Here is a 20,114-nt window from a genome sequence, read left to right as displayed (position 1 = left end):
TAAAAGTAAGGGGATGATTAATCTATGATTCATCAGCGCGAATGTCCAATCGAGACAGTTATTCATGTTTTAGGTGGCAAATGGAAGCCGGTTATTTTATGGCATTTGATGGAATCAACCAAGCGATTCAACGAGCTGGAAAAGCTCATACCTGATGTTTCCCAAAAGATGCTTACGCAACATCTTCGAGACTTGGAACAAGAAGGCGTGATTGAAAGAACGGTATACCCAACAGTCCCTCCAAAAGTAGAATATTCTCTTAGTGAATATGGCAAAACATTGATCCCTGTAGCAGAAGTAATGTGTGCTTGGGGAGAAAGTCATAATGAGCGGAAACGTGAAGAACCAGCGTCTTAAAGCTGTTTTTTTCTGCCTTTCCTTCTAGAGTTTGTTATCAATAAAAATGAAACTAACGGAGTACGATAGTGAAGGGGTCTGCCTCGCGGCAGCTCCTCTTTTTGTTCATTGAAAGGGGCTGCATCATTTGATAAATTTATTTCTATATAACTGGATGGTCAGAGATGAATGGTTTGAATTGTGTAAGCAAATTCCAAATGATGAATTGACGTGCAATCGAAGTGGTGGAGTAGGTGGTATTCAAAAAACACTATTCCACATTGTAGATGTTGAAAATAGCTGGATTCGTGGAATTCAGGGAAAACCTGATATTCAAGTGCAATATGATAAATATAAGTCCATTCGGCAAGTAAAAGATCTTTCAGATTCTTGGAGAACCGAAATACGGTTATTCTTTGAAACATGGAATAACGAATTTGAACATGAAGTTGTGACAGTATCATGGACGAACGGAAGTTACACCAAAGGTGAAATTTTGCGTCATGTAATTGCTCATGAAATCCATCATATGGGTCAGTTGTCCGTCTGGGTAAGAGACATTGGATTTCAACCAGTATCCGCCAACGTTATTGGAAGAGGGCCGAGGAATTTTTTTCCTTCGATTTCTCCGAGAGGAGGTCTTCATTTGTGAAAATAGACTATAAACATAGTCCTATAATTGGTACAGCGATTCAAGGAAATATCCCTAGCTCTAAATGTGCAGGGCTTCCAAATCAGAGTCGCTTGGAACACACCAGATGGAGACCCTGCTAGCCTCTGCCCCAGACGAAGAGCATGAATAGGTGTTTCCAATGAAGTTTAGCCGGTTCCACGGTATAGCGTTACTAAACTTAGTCAAATGTTAATAGATACTGCTTTGATTGGTTTTTTTTATCCAATATTTTTCTTCTCCCCCGAACGGGGGATTTTTTTTTTACCAATATAGTCTTATAGTAGGTCAGAGTGTCAAAAATCGACAAGTAGGGATGGGAATTTCAGCAATTATAGAAAATTTTAATCGAAATTCCTGCCTTCATCTATTGACAAAGAAGAGGAGTGAAAACAGAACTATGCTTGCAACAAACAGTAAGAAGGTTTTCAACAAAGCGGTTAGGGGCTACATCCTATCTGGCTTTACAAAGGTGCTGCTAAAGAGGGGCCTCATATTATTATTATTGGCATTGATGGTGTTGTCTTCATTTTCATTTACTTCAGAGGCATCAGCCGCTTCAATAAATACCAACAATATGATAAAGTGTGCCAGTGAGAATGAGAGTTGCAATTTTCCGGGTACGCAGGTAGTTTATTATGGTGCGATTGGATACTATACTTCCGGTACTTTTACCCAAAGTGTGGGTTGTAATAACAATACGTTCGGCGACCCCATCGGTGGTGTAGGTAAAGCGTGTTATGTGGCCAAAGGGGACGTGACGTATAACAGCAATGGCGCTACATCCGGAAGCGCGTCGACCGACAGTAATACATATGAAGTGGGAGCTGCTGTTTCTGTTTTGGGCAATTTAGGGAATCTGGTGAAAACGGGTTTTACCTTTGCTGGCTGGAACACGAAAGAGGATGGAACCGGAACTCCTTATGCTGCAGGCGCTACATTCAATATGGGAACGGCAAACGTAACGTTGTATGCGGAGTGGACGGTGTTCCCAGCAGAATCCGTTTATAGCGGAACGGGTACAGCAAGCGATCCTTATCAGATTGCAACACCCGCTCAATTAGATCTGGTCAGGAACTATTTGGATTCGGGCCTTTATTTCAAGCTGACGGCGGATATTGATTTGAGCGGTTATCAGTCTGGAGAAGGCTGGGTGCCGATTGGGGATGGAAGTAGACCATTTCAGGGGAATATGGAAGGTAACGGACACAAGATTACAAACCTCGCGATTAATAGGCCTAATAATCATTATATGGGGTTATTTGGTTATATAAGCAATAATGCCAGTGTTAGTGATATGAAACTGGAAAATGTAGATGTTAAGGGCTACGCCTATGTTGGCGGCTTGGTCGGGTACAATAACGGGACGATCAGTAACGGCAGCACTGCAGGATATATTATAGGAAATGGTTACATAGTAGGCGGCCTAGCAGGCGAGAATGCTGGAACGATTGGCAACAGTTACGCTTCGGTAAGTGTGAGCGGAACAAGCGGCACATGGGATGTAGGCGGCTTGGTTGGTGTTAATTATGAAACGATTAGTAACAGCTACGCCACGGGAAATGTAACGGGAGCCGGTGAACTAGGCGGTATGATCGGTTACAATGCTGGAACGATTAATATCGGCTACGCCACGGGAAGTGTAACAGGAAGTGACGGAAATGTGGGTGGCTTGGTCGGTTATAATGAGGGTACGATCAGCAACACCTACGCCACGGGAAGTGTAACGGGAGCCGGTGAAGTGGGCGGACTGGTCGGTGTTAATGATGGATCGATCAGCAACAGCTATGCCACGGGTAGAGTAACAGGAAGTGCCGCCAATGTAGGTGGATTGGTCGGTTACAGTGGAAATAGAACGATCAGCAACAGCTTCTATGACTCAGATACAACAAAGCAATCGGATACAGACAAAGGCGATGGCAAATCGAATACAGATATGAAAAAGCAAAGCACCTATCCGGATTCAAGCTGGGATTTTGCAAGCACCTGGGGAATAGGCTCATCGCGCAATAACGGATATCCCTATTTGCAGGCGATACAAAAGTTTGTGACTTATGACGGGAACGGCAGCATCGGAGGGATCGCACCGACTGACAGTAACTCTTACTCGCAAGGAAAAACAGTCAATATTTATAATAATACAGTAACTTTAGTCAAGACGGGCTACACGTTCGCGGGCTGGAACACGGAAGCGGATGGAACCGGAACGAATTATTCCGCCGGCGCTACGTTCACTATGGGAACGACGGATGTGACGCTTTATGCGAAGTGGACGATGAACTCAACGTACACCTTGAGGTATAATAGCAACGGGGCTACCTCTGGAAGCGTGCCTACCGATAGCGGCTCGTATGAGCAGGGCGTAGCGGTGTCGGTTTACGGCAACACGGGTAACCTGGTGAAGGCAGGCTATACGTTCGCGGGCTGGAACACGCAAGCGGATGGAAATGGAACGAATTATGCCGCCGGCGCTACGATTACTATGGGAACAACGGATGTGACACTGTATGCGAAGTGGATATCAGCGAATACATTGTTGTCCAGCTTGTCCACGGATCAAGGAACATTAACACCGGCGTTTACGACATCGAATTCGAATTATACATTGAACGTGTCTAATGCGGTTTCAAGTCTCAACATTACTTTGACAAAAGCGGACCCGAATGAAACTCTATCGGTTACGGGTGCAACATACATCACGGTAACGGGTAATGTATATATTTACAACGCTTCGAACCTGATTGTCGGGCCAAACCTTATTAAAATACAGGTAACTGCACAGAATCAGACATCAAATACGTATAATCTAACAGTGAACCGTTTAAGCAACAACGCTGAGTTGAGCGGACTGACACTATCCGGCATCACGCTAACCCCGGCATTCACTTCTGGGACAACTTCGTACAGTGCTAGTGTGGGTAATAATATATCCAGCACGACCGTAACGGCAAGCGTATATGACAGTAACGCGACGATGACCTTGAACGGAGCAGCAATTGCAATCGGCCAAGCAAGCGGCGCTATTACTTTGAACACTGGCACTAACGTGATTACCATCATCGCGACATCGCAGGATGGCACTCCGAAAACCTATACGGTTACGGTGACGCGTGCATATCCATCATCCAGTAGAAGCAGCAGTAGCGGAGCGACGACTTTCAGCGATAAAGTTACCTCTTCGGACGGTACACTGACGCTTCCCGTTGGTAAGTCGGGTGAGGTTAGCTTGGACGATAGGGTCAAGATTGTTATTCCTGCCGATGCTTCCAGCAAAGAGCTGAAATTAACGATTGAAAAAGTGGTGGACGCGCAAAAGCTGCTCACAAGCAAAGATGTTCTGGCCACCCCGGTATACGAAATTCTGAAAAACTTCACGGAAAATTTCGATAAGGAAATCACTCTTATCTTTACCTTCGATCCGAAAAGCTTAAAGGGAAATCAAACACCTTCTGTATTCTTCTATGACGAAACTAAGAAGACATGGGTAAAAGTTGGAGGCGAGGTAAATGGTAATACCATTACCGTAAAGGTGAACCACTTTACAAAATATGCGGTCTTCGGCGTAGACCAAGGGGCAGACGCAACGGAAAACACTACGCAGACGATCAACTTCAGCGATATCTCCGGACACTGGGCGGAGACGAATATCAAGCAAGCGGCAAGCACTGGCATCGTCAGTGGCTATCCGAATGGTTCGTTCAAGCCGAATAGTAGCGTAACGCGTGCGGAATTTGCGTTCATGCTGATAAATGCGTTGAAACCTCAACGAGATGGAGCAGCACTTGCATTCACCGATAAGGAGAAGATCGGCGCTTGGGCTCAGAAAGCAGTAGCGCAAGCAGTGCAAGCAGGCATTATTAATGGATATGAAGACGGCTCCTTCCGTCCGGATACAGAAATTACACGCTCCGAGATGGCGGCTATGATCGCGAACGCGCTAGGACAGTCCATTCAAGCGACTGTTACAACCAGCTTCGTGGATGATAAGGATATTCCGGCTTGGGCCAAAGGCTCGGTTGCTGCCATGAACAAGCAGGGCATTATTGAAGGCAAAGGTTCGAACCAATTTGCTCCAGTCGATAAAACAACAAGAGCAGAGGCGGTAACGGTACTGCTGAAAATGCTGGCGCAAAAGAGCAAGTAAAAGACACATAGACAAGGCTGCTTTGAATCAAGCTCGAAGCAGCCTTGTTGTTAACTTGCGATGATCCTTATTTCCTTGCTGCCGGAATCAAACTATTAAATTCAGAGGACAAGAACATAAATGTTTTAGAAGCCGCATAACTGCGGCTTTTTTCATTTTAACGGATATATGCTCTTGTCAAAAGTCAGTGACAAGAACATATATCGTTTCCCACAATTGAGGAATCTTCTCAAATGATCAGCTATTGATTGAGGGACAGGGCAGGATAATTCAATTGAATTGTTGAAACTTATGGTAAAGTTGATTAAGGAGATTGCGATGAATAATTTCGTAAATTGCAAAATTTCAGGTATTCCATCACTTATTATAAATCCGCCTGAAATACCAAGAGCCGCAGTGCTTTTGTATCACGGTTGGGCATCCAAAATCGAGAACTATTTGTTCTTTGCATCCCTAATTTCCAGCTGGGGATATAAGGTTATTGTACCTGAATTGCCGAATCATGGGGTGCGTGGAAAACTGAATTATTTCGAGACCCAAGTATTACAAGAATATTTTTGGAATACGGTCCTTCAAGGTGTTAAGGAAGTAGAGGAAATAGTGTCAGCATTGTCCGAATTCGATGATATCAGTATCATTGGACATTCGAGTGGTGGATTTATAGCAGCAGGCGCTTTTTCGAAAATTTCTGGTCTGCACTCTGCAATAGCTATTAATGGTTCATGTGCATGGGTAAAGTTTGAGGAACTGTATCGTGAAAAAGATGGACGACCTCCATTAACAGACATTGAAAGAAAATTATTAAAAGAACACGACCCTTTGAGCAACGTGAACTTCGGGGGTAATAAGAGACTTTTATTACTTCATGGTAAGGAAGATAGTACAATTCCCATCGAAAGCCAAAAATACTTTATGAATGAAATGGCAAATGTCTCATCGGAGTATCTACAATTAGTCGAATACCCCGGTGTCAATCATCAGATAACGATTGGAATGCTTGAGAAGTCAAATGAATGGCTGGATAACATCTTGCTTAGCCACCATGAAAGAACGGATTAACTTTCATGCTTTGTGGTGCAATTCAGAAGAATGAATGGATGGCTAGCGGGGCAGGTTAGTGTGAGAAAATGATGATATCTTTTTTCTGAGGCGGTTGAACAGTGGATGATTGTGCTTATTGGGGTATTGCTATAGCGTCCTATATGTAATAATTTGTAATCATACAGTTCTAAAGCGAATTCAACCTCTAAACGGTTCGGTACTTGTCAAAATTTCGACGATCGATTCCTATGATGACTGACTGATCCTACAAAGGGAAGTTTCTTTCATAGTTCTTTCATTGCGTTCTGTTACACTTCATAGCAGAAGAATTTATTTTTATTGTGAAGCGTTAACTTTACGAAATCATGGAGGATCTGAACGATGAAAAAAAGCATACTGCTCACTCTAGTCACCTTGTTAATGGCAGGATCATGGTTAGGCGTGTGGCCGAACCCCGTTAAAGCGGCCCCTTATGTATTTACAGGAGGAGGTAATGGAACGGCGCTTGACCCCTATATCGTGCTGACTGCAGAAGATATGAATCATGTTCGGGACGGGCTTGGGGGGCATTACCGGCAAGGTGCTGATATCGATTTATCCGATTATGCAGCCGGGACAGGCTGGGAGCCTATCGGGACGGACTTAACGCCATTTACAGGAAGTTTTGACGGGAACCACTATACGCTTACTGGAATGGTCACCCGTTCATCGGCGCGTTATGTCGGTTTATTCGGGTATACACAAGGAGCAGCCCTTAAAAACATGAACTTGGATCATGTCAATGTCACAGGAGAAGGAGCTTACGATACCGGCAGTCTCGCAGGCTTCGCTTTGTCTACAGCAATTACTGGTATCTACGTATCGGGTACAGTTGCAGGAAATAATAATCCAGTTACCAGCCGCTCTACCGGGGGGTTAGTCGGTGTGCTCGGATTATCACCGTCTCAAATTCGTAACAGCTATTCAACTGTTAATGTATCGGGATATACCTCTGTCGGCGGCTTGGTAGGAACCATCGATCTTGGAACCAATGGGATCGAGAGCAGCTATGCGTCAGGCAATGTACATGGCGAAACTAATATAGGCGGTTTAGCAGGACTCAGCTATGGACCTATTCGCGACAGTTACATGTTAGGAAATATACAAGTCAACAGTGTCGTCAGCAGCGGCGGAGGCGGCTTGACAGCCATGCTGCAAAATTCGCTCCAAAGAAGCTTTGCAGCGGGTACGATTAGCGGACCGAAAGTAGGTGCCTTGCTGAGTGAACACAGACCTGCTCATGGAGCCATTACAAACGCTGTTTGGAACACTACGGCTAATCCGACCTCGCCTGGTGTGCATACGGGGGGAATCGGGGGCAGTGTAGGATTAACAGAAGCTCAAATGAAAACGTCCGCTGCGTATACAGGCTTCGATTTTTCTACGATATGGGGGATCAATGAAGGCAATTCATATCCGTATCTGCGCGTGTTCACTCCCGTTGTTCGGATAGATGCATGGATGCAAACCAAATACCGCCATAATAGCGTATTACTTGTGAATGGTACGATGAGAGACGGCAGTGTGGGAGAGGCCGTATATGTGGATTATAAAATTGTGAACAGGTCTAGTCAGGTTGTAGCCAGCGGATCCCAAAACTTCTCTGCCGCTACCGGAAGCAACCAAAACTACAGCTTTCCTGTAACCCTGGATAGTACACGTTTTCCCGAGGGTACCTATACCGTTAACGTGATGGCAGGGGATGCTTGGGGCAATCAGGCGGTGGTTAGATCGGTAACCTTCATGGTCGACTCTACTCCGCCAGCGATTACCTTGAATGGAACCAACACTTTGCAGCTTGGGGTTGGAAGCATCTTTACCGACCCCGGGGCCACAGCGCTGGATGCGGTGGATGGCGACCTGACCTCGCAGGTCACGGTTAACGGCACGGTAAATACGAATCAAGTCGGCACCTATGCACTGACGTATCAAGTAACGGATGCAGCGGGGAATACCGCAACGAAAACCCGAACTGTTAACGTAGTGGATGGGGTCGCACCGATAATTACGCTTATCGGCTCCAATCCGATGCAGGTAGAGGCCGGAAGCATCTTTACCGATCCCGGGGCTACCGCTTGGGATGCGGTAGATGGCGACCTGACCTCGCAAGTCACAGTTAGTGGCACGGTAAACACGAATCAAGTCGGCACCTATACGCTGACGTATCAGGTGAGTGATGCAGCAGGAAATCCGGCGAGCCTCACTCGTGTAGTAAACGTAGCAGACAACGGAGCGCCCGTCATTACGCTCATGGGTCCGAACCCGATACAGGTAGAGGCCGGAAACACCTTTACCGATCCGGGAGCGATCGCGATGGATGCAGTAGATGGCGACTTAACCGACCGGATTACGGTTAGCGGCACGATAAACACGAATCAAGTCGGCACCTATACACTCAGCTATAACGTTACGGACCGCGGGGGGAACCATGCACCTGATGCTGTGCGCTCCGTTCAGGTTAAGGATACTGTGCCACCTGTGATTACCTTATTGGGTGATGCCTCGCTGACTCTTAGGCAGGGTACTGCATTCCTCGACCCCGGGGCTACGGCCACGGACAGCTTTGATGGAGATCTGACGGGTCAAATTACGGTCACAGGCTCGGTATACAGCGAGATCGCAGGTGCCTATTCGCTGGTGTACAAGGTGCAGGATAGCTCGGGCAATGCAGCGGCAGAACTGGTGCGGACAGTGAATGTGTTGCGTTCCCAGAGTTCCTCCAGCAGCGGCGGATCATCCAGCGCGACCTCGTCAAGCCTTGCAGATCTGGCGAGATTAAACGTGTACATATCCGGCAAGGAGATCGGATTATCTCCTGCTTTCACGCCCGGGACAACGGAGTATACTGCAGAGACGGACGCCGGGCAGGTAGAGCTGCAATTGGGCCCTGCTAACTTCAATGCGATTATGAAGCTGGCTGGCGAACCCTTAGGTGAGTCGAAAACCATTCCTTTGGCGATAGGAACCAATGTACTGGCTATATCGGTTCAAGCCGAGGACGGAACTCTCAAAACGTATACGGTAACAATCCATCGTATTGCCGGTAGTGAACAGCCATCTGCTTCTGCTCCTGTATGTGCCTTTACGGATATCCGGAATCATTGGGCAAAAACAGATATTTGCGAAGCGGCGGGGCTGGGTATAGTTGAGGGAGTGGATGCCCAAACCTTTATGCCGGATAAGTACGTAACACGGACGGAGTTTGCCGTCATGCTGCTGCGGACGCTCCAAGTCGATATTCGCAATGAATCGGGAGCGATGACATTCAGCGACAAAGACAGCATCCCTGAGTGGGCGAGATGGGCGATTCAAACAGCAGTAGTTGAAGGAGTTCTCAATGGATACTCCGACGGCACGTTAAAGCCAATGCAAACGTTAAACCGTACAGAAATGGCTGCGATGGTCGCCAAGGCCATGAAATGGGAGGCTGTCCCTAAGGAAAGTCCCTTCTTCTCTGATGATGTGAGCATTCCAGCCTGGGCCAAGGGTTATGTTGAAGCAACCCGTAAGCAAGGGCTTCTGGAAGGACGGCAAGACAATCAATTTGTACCGGATGGACGGACAACAAGAGCCGAAGCCGCCGTCGTCTTTTTGCGGCTATATAAAACTCTTCATTAGATAGGAACAGGATTCAGACCGGCAGCCAGTGAGTGGAGAAGGAAGGGAGAATACGCTCACAGAAATTGTGAATAGCCTCAGAAGCAGGAGTATAAGTGAGCAAAAGAGGATATTAAATGTTATCGATGCTATACTGGACGAGCCTTCGAATTGAGAGCGAAATGGACATACATGGAAAGAAAGTCCGCAAGGAACCATATCCGTAGTGGCCTCAGGGCAAGCCTGGCTTGTATTGATAGGAATTCATTTAGTTTGAAGCATCGAAAAAATTTTGCATTGATTTTTAATGGAGCAGCCACGGCATGCTCCTTTTGCATTTTTCGCCGATAGTCCCGTTAAGCTGAGCTCTACCATAAATGATGCGAAATTTTTGGTAAGGAGAGGGCAGCTATCGGTGGGTAGTAGAATTGATCAGATTAGGCGGTTATCGACGGCTTGAAAAGTTATTCTCCCTTTGTTCAAGCATTGCACTCTATGTTTTCGTATACTATTATATTAAAATAAAGGAAAATATAGCAAAATTATTTTACGTCAAACAAAAAGGATCTACCTCATGAATCCCACAGTAGAGCTTGTCTTTATGATTGCTTCAGTGATCATGACGGGCATCATTTTCTTCTTTGCATACAGGATTAGAAGAGCGCGCGGAGTAAGTTATTTTATCGGCGTGATCGTGTGCAGGTTTATTTACTCAAGTGGCGTCATTCTGGAGAAAAGCAGCTATTTATTAATGGAGAAGCTGGTTTTTCGCAATGTTCAGTATACGGCGCTTAACTTTATAGTACCTTTCATGATTTTGTTCGTACATGAATTGATCGGTCATGAAAAAATATTAAGGGCACGATGGAAGATCATGCTGTTCGTTGGGTTCGCGCTCTGGTCGCTCCTTATGTGGTTCAACCCTGTACTTCAAGTGACATATCGCACGGTCCAACTCTATGACGGCCATTTAGTCACGACAAGAACTGCCTATTCAATCGCGTTCATTATTATTTGTTATAGTATTCTGGCTATATGTATCTATCTTCTGTTTCAGTATATACGGAATATTCGCAACGATTTTCGTAAGCCGGGAATGTGGGTTTTGTTTCTGTCCTCTTTGCCGCTTCTTCTTGAGATTGTGAAATCTGTTAATCCCGAATGGTCGTCCTGGCTGCTTCCGTTGTCGGTTTACTGTGGATTTACAGGTATGTTAATGCTGGTAATTACACTGAGACTTAAGTTTTTCTCTGCCGTTCCGATTGCCAGGAATATTGTGCTCGATACACTTCAGGAAAGTATTGTGATTGCGAATGCTTCAGGAAAGATTATCGACAGTAATAAACAGGCCTCCCAATGGTTTTCAGAGATGGGATATGCTACTATTTATGGCCGGAATATGACAGAAATATTGGGGTCTTGGCCGGAATGGCATAAGTTGTGCATGTCAACGGAACAGGGCCGTGTCGAGATTGACACTTGGCGGAATGGAGAAAGAAAAATCTACAATGTGAACGTATATCCTTTATCTATACTAGGTAAGCAAGGACAGGGCAGTATTTCTCTTATCTTTGATATTACTGAGAAGCAACAGCATCTGGAACAAATTGCACAGCTCAACCATCTGAAGGATCAACTGTTTACGATCGTGTCACACGATATTCGTAGTCCGCTCGCGCTGCAATTTCAGCTAGTTGAATTGCTGGAAGAAGATAGAGACAGCTTCAGTACGGATCATCGGGAAATCATTGAGAAGCTGGGTGATCAGACTCGTAATACACTCGGAATGACAAATAACTTGTTAGAGTGGTTCCGCAGCCAGAGGGAAGACATGGCTCTTCGTCCACAGTTTCTGGAGTTGGCTGAGGTTGTGGAGGAATGTTGTCATGTGCTGCATATTAAAAGCGAGGCTAAACAGATCAGGGTAATTAATAGCATTGCCTTAGGCGTTCGTGTTTACGCTGACCGGGAAGCGCTTGGATTAATAATTCGAAATTTGTTATCGAACGCGATCAAATTTACCGGATTGGGGGGTTCAGTCGATGTGTATGCCCAGTTATCGGGGGACATGGTGATCATTTCCGTACGCGATAATGGGGTTGGTATGGAAGAGGAGCAGGTTCGTCAGTTATTTGACGAGATGATGCAGCTCAATTCATTGCCAGGTACTATGGGAGAAAAGGGCGCGGGGCTTGGACTTCTCGTAAGCCGACAGTTTGTACAACGAAGCGGCGGGAGTATATGGGCGGAAAGCGAAGTAGGGCAAGGAAGCGTATTTCACTTCACCATGAGAGGGGAGCAACATGATGAAAGTTCTCATCGTTGACGATGAGCCTGCAATGCTATTCGCTATGAGGCGGATGCTATCGACTATGGAAGGCGTGGAGCTTGTTGGAAGCTTTTGCAATGCGGCAGAGGTGCTGGATTTCGTGCGGAACGGGGACGTGGATCTCGCATTTCTGGACATCATGATTGCTGGGGATGACGGATTAGAGCTGGCCCGCTGCCTACGCTCGCTTCGTGCGGAACTTCACATCGTGTTTACGACCTCGCATTCAGAATTTTCACTTGACGCTTACGATGTATATCCATTGGACTACATGGTTAAGCCGATTTCCAGGAAGCGACTCGCACAGACGATTACTCAATCATTTCACAGACGTGGCGCTTCTTCTGATGAAGCTCGCGATCTCATGCTTAATCGGCTGACGGTTCGGGGGCTGGGTTGCTTCGAGGTCAGCAGTAAGCAAGCGGGTGCTGTGAAATGGATTTCTAAAAAAAGTATGGAGCTATTTGCTTATTTGCTCGTTAACCAGGGTCGAAGCGTAACCAAAACCCGAATTTTGGAGGATATTTTTCCAGAGAGGCCTCTTAAGAATGCCGAAATGTACCTCAATACAGCGGTTTATCAGCTTAGGAAAGCATTGTCGCCGCACGGATTCAAGGAGATGATCATTTCAGCGCAAGAACAGTATCGTGTAGACTTGGAACAAGCCGATGTCGATTTTATTCAATTTGAGCTGGACGTGGAGGAATTATCCGATATCAAAGAAGCGAATGTAGCGGTGGCAATTGATCTGGAGAAACAGTTTGCAGGTGATCTGTTCGAGGATTATTCGTTTGAGTGGGTAACTGTGAAACGTGAGCGGTTAGCGGCTAAGTACGATTCCTTTGCCGAGCGTCTTGCCATCTGGCTGCTGGCTCGAAAGCAATTTAGAGAAGCAGCGCAAATTGCGAGAAGAATTGTATACCGTAATGAATTTCAAGAAGAGTCAAGTCTTCTCCTGCTGAATATATACGGGGCTATGGGAGATCGACAGTCGCTACATAACTATTATGAGCACTATACGCAATTGCTGCTTCAAGAGCTTGGTCTGCATCCTTCGTCGATTATTCAACAGCTATATGAACAATATCAGTGATCAGCACTGTCGTAACTATAAATGCACCCATTTGGGTGCATTTTGATTTCGCTTATAACATAAGTGACGGCAAGTTTTTTCGGCGCGTCGAGGGCATAAAACCCTATTATCAGGAAAGTCTTCACTCCAAGTTTGCTCCTCTGAACGGTGAGACTGGTATAGTACTCCATTTAGGAGACGAACCGTTACCGCTATATTTTTACAATTCCGAAACGAAAAGCTCGCCCGAATCTATGGGTGCCGCTGTTTTTTATAGTCGGGGCAAACAAAAATTTACTAAAAAGAGTAATTGACATACCCTACAAGGGTATGGTAATTTAAATACATTATTTTACTACGATGGTTGCAGATGAAAGTCAACATCACAATGGCGAAGTTAGATGACAGATGTTGAAATCACCGCTGCGGTATCAAAGCGAGAAAAAAATAAAGGTTAGAGGAGAATCAAGTATGAAGTTATTATTACGCGTCGTTGTCTATGTAATGACGTTCGTTATCCTTTTCGGTGGGGTCGGTGCGTTTGGGTATATCCGCTCAAATCATGCATATTGGATTCCCACTCGGCAATCACCGATGCCTGCCTTACAAGACGTGAGTATCCCTGAACATAATCCGAAAAAACCAACAGTAGCTGTTCTTTTATCCAATCCGACGACAGAAGTGTTCGATTTTATGGTTCCGTATGAAATGTTCGCCATGACTGAGTCTTATAACGTATACGCAGTTGCCCCGGACAAAAACATGAAAACACTCTCTGGTGGTTTGGATCTGATGCCACACTATTCTTTTGATGAACTGGATCGATTTTTAGGAAAAAGTCCCGACCTTATTGTGATCCCGGCAATGCCTATGGTTGATGAAGCAAAGTATAAACCTGTCCGGGAATGGATACAAAAACATTCGGATACGAAGTTGTTAAGCATTTGCGCTGGAGGGTTGAATCTGGCCGATACAGGTTTATTAAAAGGGAAAGAAGCAATTACCGACTGGAAAAGTTTTGATTATCATGAAATCGATAAATATCCTGAAACAAAATGGAGAAGGGATGTGCGTTATGTCGCAGACGGGAACACAGTCGCTTCAGCAGCTCTCACTTCAGGAATCGATGCCGTCCTCTATGTGATCTCACAGCAATTAGGCGAACCTATGGCGGAGAAAATAGCGAAAGAGATGAAGTACCCTTCCTATCATTTTGTAAAGAATCCGAAGGTAGACCCTTATTATGTGGATCGAACCGAATTGATATTTACGTTTAATCAAGCATTCCAATGGAACAAAAAAAGCGCAGGGGTATTGTTGTATAACGGGATGGATGACGGAGCACTTACAACGATTTTTGATACCTATGCGGCTTCCGGAACAACAAAGGTATACACCATCTCAGACGCTAAGCAACCTATCGTTACGAAGAATCACCTTAACCTTGTCACCCGATATCAAATGTCGAATGCGCCGAAGCTGGATCGTATGTTCGTTCCAGGTGTGGAAGCGGAGTCTTTAACTGCGGAAGATGTCAAACAGTGGAACAAAAAGGGAAATAACGTGGTGCCTGAGTTCATTCACAGCGGCTCTGCTCACAGATTTATCTTTGATGCTCCACTTGAAGATTTAGCCAAGCAAGAGGACGTCCTAACCGCAAAATATGGTGCCAAGCGATTGGAGTACCGTGCGACCAATCTAAACTTCGAAGGCAAACCGTTTTCCTATGAAGCTTTTGGTATTCCGATTTTGCTTAGTTTAGCTGCATTGTTGACTACTTTCTTTCTTGATAAACGATTCATTCGAAAAGGGAGGAGAGGTCCGATGTCCAATGATACAAATGTGCCTAAGTAACATATAGAAAAGCTTTAGGAAATGCAGCATAAGGCCAGTTCGCTGCATTCTTTATTTGAGCTCTGCCATCATTGAAGGTGGATTCGAAACTGGATTCATTTTTCTTATTTCAACCGTATTCACTCTCCATCATTCAATTGTTTAATTGCTTTCATTTAAAATCTATTAACGGATCTGTCCCTCACTATCCCCGGATCACAAGCTCCTTCGCGGCGGCCAGCCCGATGCCGCTGGTAACTCCTGTAATGATGATGCATTTTCCTTTTACTGTCCATCTGGTATTCATTTGCTCCATATTCTCACTCCCTTCAACAAATGAATGATTCATTCATTTGTTGATTGTCAGTGTAATGAATTTTAAGGACGACTATTACTTCCGGTTTCCAATATCCGAGGGGGAAGAACTCGAAAAGGGAGTCAGTGACTGGAAACTTCTCCTACAAATTGATTCTGAAGAGGAAATAGGTATGATGTGGGGAGATGCAGGGCGAATCTATTTTTGGATACGAGAAATTACTTGGAGCTCAAGAAGTGATACTTGTATGGATTAACTATCTTGGCACAGATTCTGCTAAAGTGTCGTTTATGCCGCTCAGGACTTACCTCAGCGGCTCAGGAGTTGGAGAGTGAAGTGCTACCCCGTACATTTTTCCGATACTCCGTCGGTGGAAACCCTGTTTCTTTGCGAAAGCTTTTTGTAAAATGATTCGTATTTTCAAAACCGGTCTGCTCAGCAACTTCTTTCATGCTCAGCGACGTTGTTGTGAGCAGAAATTTAGCTTTATCCATCCGTTTGCGCTGCATATATTTAGCGGGTGGCATGCCGAAGTGCTTTTTGAAATATTTGATCAAGTAATTGGGGTGGAAGTGGACGGATTTTGCGATTTGTTCCACAGTAATGCTTTTATGAAGATTGTGTTCGATGAATGTCTGCAGTTGGTCTAGTCTATCCATTTCTTCGGTGCGCTGCTGCAGCATATGGATGGGGACAGATTCTAAATAGCAGGATATAATTTGCAGCAGGATCGCCTTTTCGCGAAGCCGAGATGTTAACGCAGAATCGTGGAATAGCGCAACAAGCTCTTTAAACCATGTTGTCATCTGCTCAGCATTGCTGACCTTCATATAGAGAGGTTTGTCCAGCCATTGGAATAGATCAAACGAACCGATATGTGCTGTGAAATGGCACCAATATTTATAATAAGGAAGATTGCTGGTAACGGAATAAGACTGCTGCGAATGAGCGGGCAGCAAGCAAAGTTGCCCTGGACGAGGGTGCAGCTCTTGATCGCCTATTTTGATCCAGCCTTCTCCGTTCAGAATCCAATATAGTTTATTGTACGCCGGTGTAAAATTATGCAGTCTCCACGATTCGGTACATTGAGTAAGATGAGCTTCCGTAACATGTATCTGAAGATTTTGAAGAAGATCCGCCAAGAAAGCAGATTGTTGTGCATTCATCATATGTTCACCTGTATAAGTTAATAATGGACGGGTAAAGATTAGTTTCGTACATGTCTATGATACCATAGCCTTGATATACTTAAGTAGTGAACATTCCAATTAAGTATTTTTAAAACAAGGGGGAGCATGAATGTGTGAAGATTTTGAAAAACTCTCAATTGCCAACTTAAAGCTCTTACAGTATTACTTGGCAGATGCTATAGCTCCAAAACTACACATGAATCAGGATTTTATAATTAACATACTAACTACTATAGATAGCTACGCGATTCAAGCAGAGATAGAAGAAATATCTAACATTTTACAGTCTTATTCTTTTATTCTGCGTTACATTTTTTATGTCGACCGTAAATTCGTGACAATCAACGAGGAAATTACTTATATTGAAAAATATTGGCAATTAATGAGCTATCGTGATCAAAATATTAATTTAATTTTGAAAATACCAAAAGAACTGAAAGATATCCAAATCCTAAGGTTAAGCCTTTTTCCGCTAGTTGAAAATTGCATATATCATGGTTTCAAAAATGGAATGGATGAGAATTGCTGCATAGAAATTAAAGCATGCATCCAGCAATCGAATCTAATCATTGAAATTAAAGATAACGGTTTTGGAATACCTGCAGAAATTTTAAATAATATATTCACTCAAATGAAAGAAAGCATTATCAACTCTACATTAAGAAATAAAAAGTCAGGCAATGGAATTATGAATGTACATAACAGGATCCGATTAGCATACGGCAAAAATTATGGTTTAAAAATTAAAACTAAAGAAAAACTTGGGACCAGTATTGCTATGAAATTACCTTCCTGCTGAACCTCCAGGGCCTTATGGCCGTAAACCGTACTCTTGCTAATAACTCTTTTGGATATATTGCCTTGCCAAGATGAGCAATGACCTGTAAATTTTATTTTAGATGATAGTAGTGATCTAAAGAATTGAGGCGTTTAAATATGAAAGAAAACAAGGTTAGGGAAATTCGAGAAACTGATTATCATGCTATTTATTTGCTAAATCAAGCCTTTAACCCGAATCTACATGTATTTTCCGAAGAGAGAGTAAGAGAGAAGATTGAAATCATTACAAAGAAAACTAAAGATATCATCTTTGTTTACGAACAAGACACCGAGGTAATAGGATATATTCATGGAAGCCCGTATGAATTACTTTTTTCCGACTCTTTAGTAAACGTTCTGGGATTTGTTGTTAAAGAAAGCTATAGGAATCAGGGTATAGGCGGTATGTTGATTGATCGCCTTGAACAGTGGGGAAAGGACAATGGATATTCTGGAATAAAATTGTTGTCCCACCCAAGTCGAATACATGCTCACAGGTTCTATGAGAGACGAAGCTATATGTTTACAAAGGATCAAAAGAATTATATAAAAAAATTCGAAGGCTAAACTAACGGATAACGATAATAGAGGGGCCGCTTTGAGCAATTTTCAGAAATTGACGAGCCAAGTAAGAACATGAAAAATAAACCTCCAGTAAAATTTATAATTGTAAAATGTAAGAAAGAACTATAAATACACAATTAGAGTATCAACATTTTCAGTTATGAAGGTTGATGGTTACACTGGGATTGGTATTATCCCCTCATGGTTGACAACGAAAAAATGTCATCTGTTAAGATGGACTTACGTTGTTGACCGGAGGGGATTTTTTGTTATTATGTTGTAAATGCAACAAAAATATTATAATATTTATTAAAGTACTGGAGAGTAAAAAAAGATGGAGTTGCATGTATGAAAGAAATCCTACGTGAAATTGGAATGATTGCCAGGGCATTGGATTCTATAAGCAATATTGAATTTAAAGAATATGACCTTACAAAAGGTCAGTATTTGTACCTTGTCCGAATTTGTGAAAACCCAGGAATAATTCAAGAAAAATTAGCAGAAATGATTAAAGTAGACCGAACAACCGCAGCTCGTGCAATAAAAAACCTTGAAATCAATGGCTTTATTGAAAAGAAAGATGATGAACATAACAAAAAGATAAAAAAACTCTTTCCAACAGAAAAAGGGGAACGTGTATTTTCTTTTATAAAAAGAGAAAATGATTATTCCAATAGTGTCGCATTAGCGGGATTTTCCGAAAGAGAAGCAGAATCTATTTTTCATCTTCTTCAAAGAGTTAGAAAAAATATAGAAATTGACTGGGAATTTGTAAAAAAAGGAAACAAGAGAGATTATTGATTTTATATAAAGGAGCTATAGTTTAAGATGACTGTAAAAGTAAAGAAGTGCAGCCGTGAAGATTTACAAAAACTCCAAGAAATAAGTATTGAAACATTCAACGATACATTTAAAGATCAGAATTCACTTGAAAATATGAAAGCCTACCTGGAAAGATCATTTAACTCTAAACAGTTGGAAAAGGAATTGTCTAATACCTCTTCGGAATTCTTTTTCATCTATTTTAATGAAGAACTTGCTGGATATTTAAAGGTAAATTTTAATGATGCCCAGTCTGAAGAAATGGGTGATGTGTCACTCGAAATTGAGAGGATTTATATTAAATACAACTTTCAAAGAAAAGGGCTTGGAAAATATCTACTAAACAAAGCGATGGAAAAAGCCATAAGACAAAACAAAAAGATTGTCTGGCTAGGTGTTTGGGAAAAGAATGAGAAGGCAATTGACTTTTATAAAAAAAAGGGGTTTGTTCAAACGGGAACGCACGCTTTTTATATGGGTGATGAAAAACAAATTGATTTTATAATGACCAAAACACTGATATAACGACAGATTGATACATTGGTATAGTAAAAATTATTAAAATAGGCCCTTAAACTAGTCCACTCTTTAGCCTATTATTGGTTTATGAATAAAACACTTATAAATTTTAATGGATGAGAGGAGAATACCTTATGTATATACCTTCGCATTTTGAAATTACGGATATATCAATTGCCTATAAGATTATTAGAGAACATAGTTTTGCTACATTGTTTTCTCAACATGATGGGACGCCATATGCTACGCATTTGCCATTAATACTAGATAAAAATCATATGTATCTATACGGTCATTTTGCTCGTCCAAACCCTCAATACAGAGACATAAGGAATCAAATTGTGTTAGCAGTATTTCATGGTCCTCATTGTTATATCTCCCCTTCTTGGTATGAGACAAATAAGGCAGTTCCAACGTGGAACTATGTGACCGTTCATGTATACGGAGAAGTCGAACTTATAGATGACGAAAACGAGTTAATGGTTTCCTTAAATGATATGGTATTGAAATACGAAACCCCTGATAGTTCCTACAGGTTGCAAGATATAGACCCCGACTTTCTAAGTGGTTTGAATAAAGGAGTTCAAGGCTTTAAAATGAAAATTAACAGAATAGAAGGCAAAGTAAAGTTAAGCCAAAATCATTCCATACAACGACAGGAATTGGTTATTCAACAGTTAGAAAAGATCAAAAATACAGACGAGCAACAAATCTCCTCTCTCATGAAACAAAATATTAGGTCATTAAGCTAACAGAAAACGTATAACTCCAAAATAGTTCCCCTGGCCCGAGACAGTAGCATAGCTTAAAACTTTCTTCATAT

15 protein-coding genes are annotated in these 20,114 nt (G+C 43.0%); 14 read left to right on the top strand and 1 reads right to left on the bottom strand.

Annotated elements, in window-relative coordinates; genetic code table 11:
• Positions 1-24: 24 nt before the first annotated feature.
• The 9 genes from NV381_RS13395 (at position 25) to NV381_RS13355 (ending at position 15,633) form a co-directional block, all read left to right on the top strand.
• A complete protein-coding gene (locus tag NV381_RS13395) occupies positions 25-357 on the top strand; it encodes a winged helix-turn-helix transcriptional regulator (protein ID WP_258213790.1) in 333 nt (110 codons plus the stop codon).
• Between the two features lie 127 nt (positions 358-484).
• A complete protein-coding gene (locus NV381_RS13390; RefSeq protein ID WP_258213789.1) occupies positions 485-988 on the top strand; it encodes a DinB family protein in 504 nt (167 codons plus the stop codon).
• Positions 989-1,406: 418 nt separating this feature from the next.
• Positions 1,407-5,150 (top strand): S-layer homology domain-containing protein, encoded by a 3,744-nt coding sequence (locus NV381_RS13385; RefSeq protein ID WP_258213788.1) that lies wholly within the window; start codon positions 1,407-1,409, stop codon positions 5,148-5,150.
• A 318-nt stretch (positions 5,151-5,468) separates the two neighbouring features.
• Positions 5,469-6,209 (top strand): alpha/beta hydrolase family protein, encoded by a 741-nt coding sequence (locus NV381_RS13380; RefSeq protein ID WP_258213787.1) that lies wholly within the window; start codon positions 5,469-5,471, stop codon positions 6,207-6,209.
• Between the two features lie 363 nt (positions 6,210-6,572).
• Positions 6,573-9,848, top strand: a complete 3,276-nt coding sequence (locus NV381_RS13375) for an immunoglobulin-like domain-containing protein (RefSeq protein ID WP_258213786.1) — start codon at positions 6,573-6,575, stop codon at positions 9,846-9,848.
• A 553-nt stretch (positions 9,849-10,401) separates the two neighbouring features.
• Positions 10,402-12,153 carry an ATP-binding protein gene (locus NV381_RS13370; RefSeq protein ID WP_258213785.1) on the top strand — a complete coding sequence of 584 codons (1,752 nt, stop codon included), beginning with the start codon at positions 10,402-10,404 and terminating at the stop codon, positions 12,151-12,153.
• Complete coding sequence (locus tag NV381_RS13365) at positions 12,131-13,249, top strand: response regulator (RefSeq protein ID WP_258213784.1); 1,119 nt, start codon at positions 12,131-12,133, stop codon at positions 13,247-13,249. The genes NV381_RS13370 and NV381_RS13365 overlap by 23 nt, the downstream gene beginning before the upstream one ends.
• A 450-nt stretch (positions 13,250-13,699) precedes the next feature.
• Positions 13,700-15,082, top strand: coding sequence for a DJ-1/PfpI family protein (locus NV381_RS13360; RefSeq protein WP_258213783.1), 1,383 nt, complete (start codon positions 13,700-13,702; stop codon positions 15,080-15,082).
• Between the two features lie 350 nt (positions 15,083-15,432).
• Positions 15,433-15,633 (top strand): YwqG family protein, encoded by a 201-nt coding sequence (locus NV381_RS13355; protein WP_258213782.1) that lies wholly within the window; start codon positions 15,433-15,435, stop codon positions 15,631-15,633.
• Positions 15,634-15,694: 61 nt separating this feature from the next.
• On the opposite strand, the gene NV381_RS13350 is transcribed toward NV381_RS13355, so the two are convergent.
• A complete protein-coding gene (locus tag NV381_RS13350) occupies positions 15,695-16,543 on the bottom strand; it encodes a helix-turn-helix domain-containing protein (protein ID WP_258213781.1) in 849 nt (282 codons plus the stop codon).
• A 133-nt stretch (positions 16,544-16,676) separates the two neighbouring features.
• Here NV381_RS13350 and NV381_RS13345 point away from each other — a divergent pair, with 133 nt between their 5' ends.
• From NV381_RS13345 to NV381_RS13325, 5 genes are all read left to right on the top strand, one after another.
• Positions 16,677-17,366 carry a sensor histidine kinase gene (locus NV381_RS13345; RefSeq protein ID WP_258213780.1) on the top strand — a complete coding sequence of 230 codons (690 nt, stop codon included), beginning with the start codon at positions 16,677-16,679 and terminating at the stop codon, positions 17,364-17,366.
• A 137-nt stretch (positions 17,367-17,503) separates the two neighbouring features.
• Positions 17,504-17,953, top strand: coding sequence for a GNAT family N-acetyltransferase (locus NV381_RS13340; RefSeq protein ID WP_258213779.1), 450 nt, complete (start codon positions 17,504-17,506; stop codon positions 17,951-17,953).
• Between the two features lie 345 nt (positions 17,954-18,298).
• A complete protein-coding gene (locus NV381_RS13335) occupies positions 18,299-18,751 on the top strand; it encodes a MarR family winged helix-turn-helix transcriptional regulator (RefSeq protein WP_258213778.1) in 453 nt (150 codons plus the stop codon).
• A gap of 27 nt (positions 18,752-18,778) precedes the next feature.
• Positions 18,779-19,297 carry a GNAT family N-acetyltransferase gene (locus NV381_RS13330; RefSeq protein ID WP_258213777.1) on the top strand — a complete coding sequence of 173 codons (519 nt, stop codon included), beginning with the start codon at positions 18,779-18,781 and terminating at the stop codon, positions 19,295-19,297.
• A gap of 128 nt (positions 19,298-19,425) precedes the next feature.
• Positions 19,426-20,043: an FMN-binding negative transcriptional regulator gene (locus tag NV381_RS13325; RefSeq protein WP_258213776.1), complete on the top strand. Its 618-nt coding sequence runs from the start codon at positions 19,426-19,428 to the stop codon at positions 20,041-20,043.
• Positions 20,044-20,114 lie beyond the last annotated feature (71 nt).

Origin of the sequence: Paenibacillus radicis (ex Xue et al. 2023), assembly GCF_024722015.1 — a bacterium.
GTDB lineage: Bacteria > Bacillota > Bacilli > Paenibacillales > NBRC-103111 > Paenibacillus_S.
The sequence above is the reverse complement of the archived record's forward strand: the minus strand, read 5'-3'. Positions and strand labels throughout refer to the sequence as shown.

Excerpts from the sequence above, each read along its gene's own strand:
- NV381_RS13355 (WP_258213782.1), top strand. The coding sequence starts at position 15,433 with ATGAATTTTAAGGACGACTATTACTTCCGGTTTCCAATATCCGAGGGG.
- NV381_RS13375 (WP_258213786.1), top strand. The coding sequence starts at position 6,573 with ATGAAAAAAAGCATACTGCTCACTCTAGTCACCTTGTTAATGGCAGGA.
- NV381_RS13395 (WP_258213790.1), top strand. The coding sequence starts at position 25 with ATGATTCATCAGCGCGAATGTCCAATCGAGACAGTTATTCATGTTTTA.
- NV381_RS13350 (WP_258213781.1), bottom strand. The coding sequence starts at position 16,543 with ATGAATGCACAACAATCTGCTTTCTTGGCGGATCTTCTTCAAAATCTT.
- NV381_RS13345 (WP_258213780.1), top strand. The coding sequence starts at position 16,677 with ATGTGTGAAGATTTTGAAAAACTCTCAATTGCCAACTTAAAGCTCTTA.
- NV381_RS13330 (WP_258213777.1), top strand. The coding sequence starts at position 18,779 with ATGACTGTAAAAGTAAAGAAGTGCAGCCGTGAAGATTTACAAAAACTC.
- NV381_RS13370 (WP_258213785.1), top strand. The coding sequence starts at position 10,402 with ATGAATCCCACAGTAGAGCTTGTCTTTATGATTGCTTCAGTGATCATG.
- NV381_RS13325 (WP_258213776.1), top strand. The coding sequence starts at position 19,426 with ATGTATATACCTTCGCATTTTGAAATTACGGATATATCAATTGCCTAT.
- NV381_RS13365 (WP_258213784.1), top strand. The coding sequence starts at position 12,131 with ATGATGAAAGTTCTCATCGTTGACGATGAGCCTGCAATGCTATTCGCT.
- NV381_RS13380 (WP_258213787.1), top strand. The coding sequence starts at position 5,469 with ATGAATAATTTCGTAAATTGCAAAATTTCAGGTATTCCATCACTTATT.
- NV381_RS13385 (WP_258213788.1), top strand. The coding sequence starts at position 1,407 with ATGCTTGCAACAAACAGTAAGAAGGTTTTCAACAAAGCGGTTAGGGGC.
- NV381_RS13340 (WP_258213779.1), top strand. The coding sequence starts at position 17,504 with ATGAAAGAAAACAAGGTTAGGGAAATTCGAGAAACTGATTATCATGCT.
- NV381_RS13335 (WP_258213778.1), top strand. The coding sequence starts at position 18,299 with ATGAAAGAAATCCTACGTGAAATTGGAATGATTGCCAGGGCATTGGAT.
- NV381_RS13360 (WP_258213783.1), top strand. The coding sequence starts at position 13,700 with ATGAAGTTATTATTACGCGTCGTTGTCTATGTAATGACGTTCGTTATC.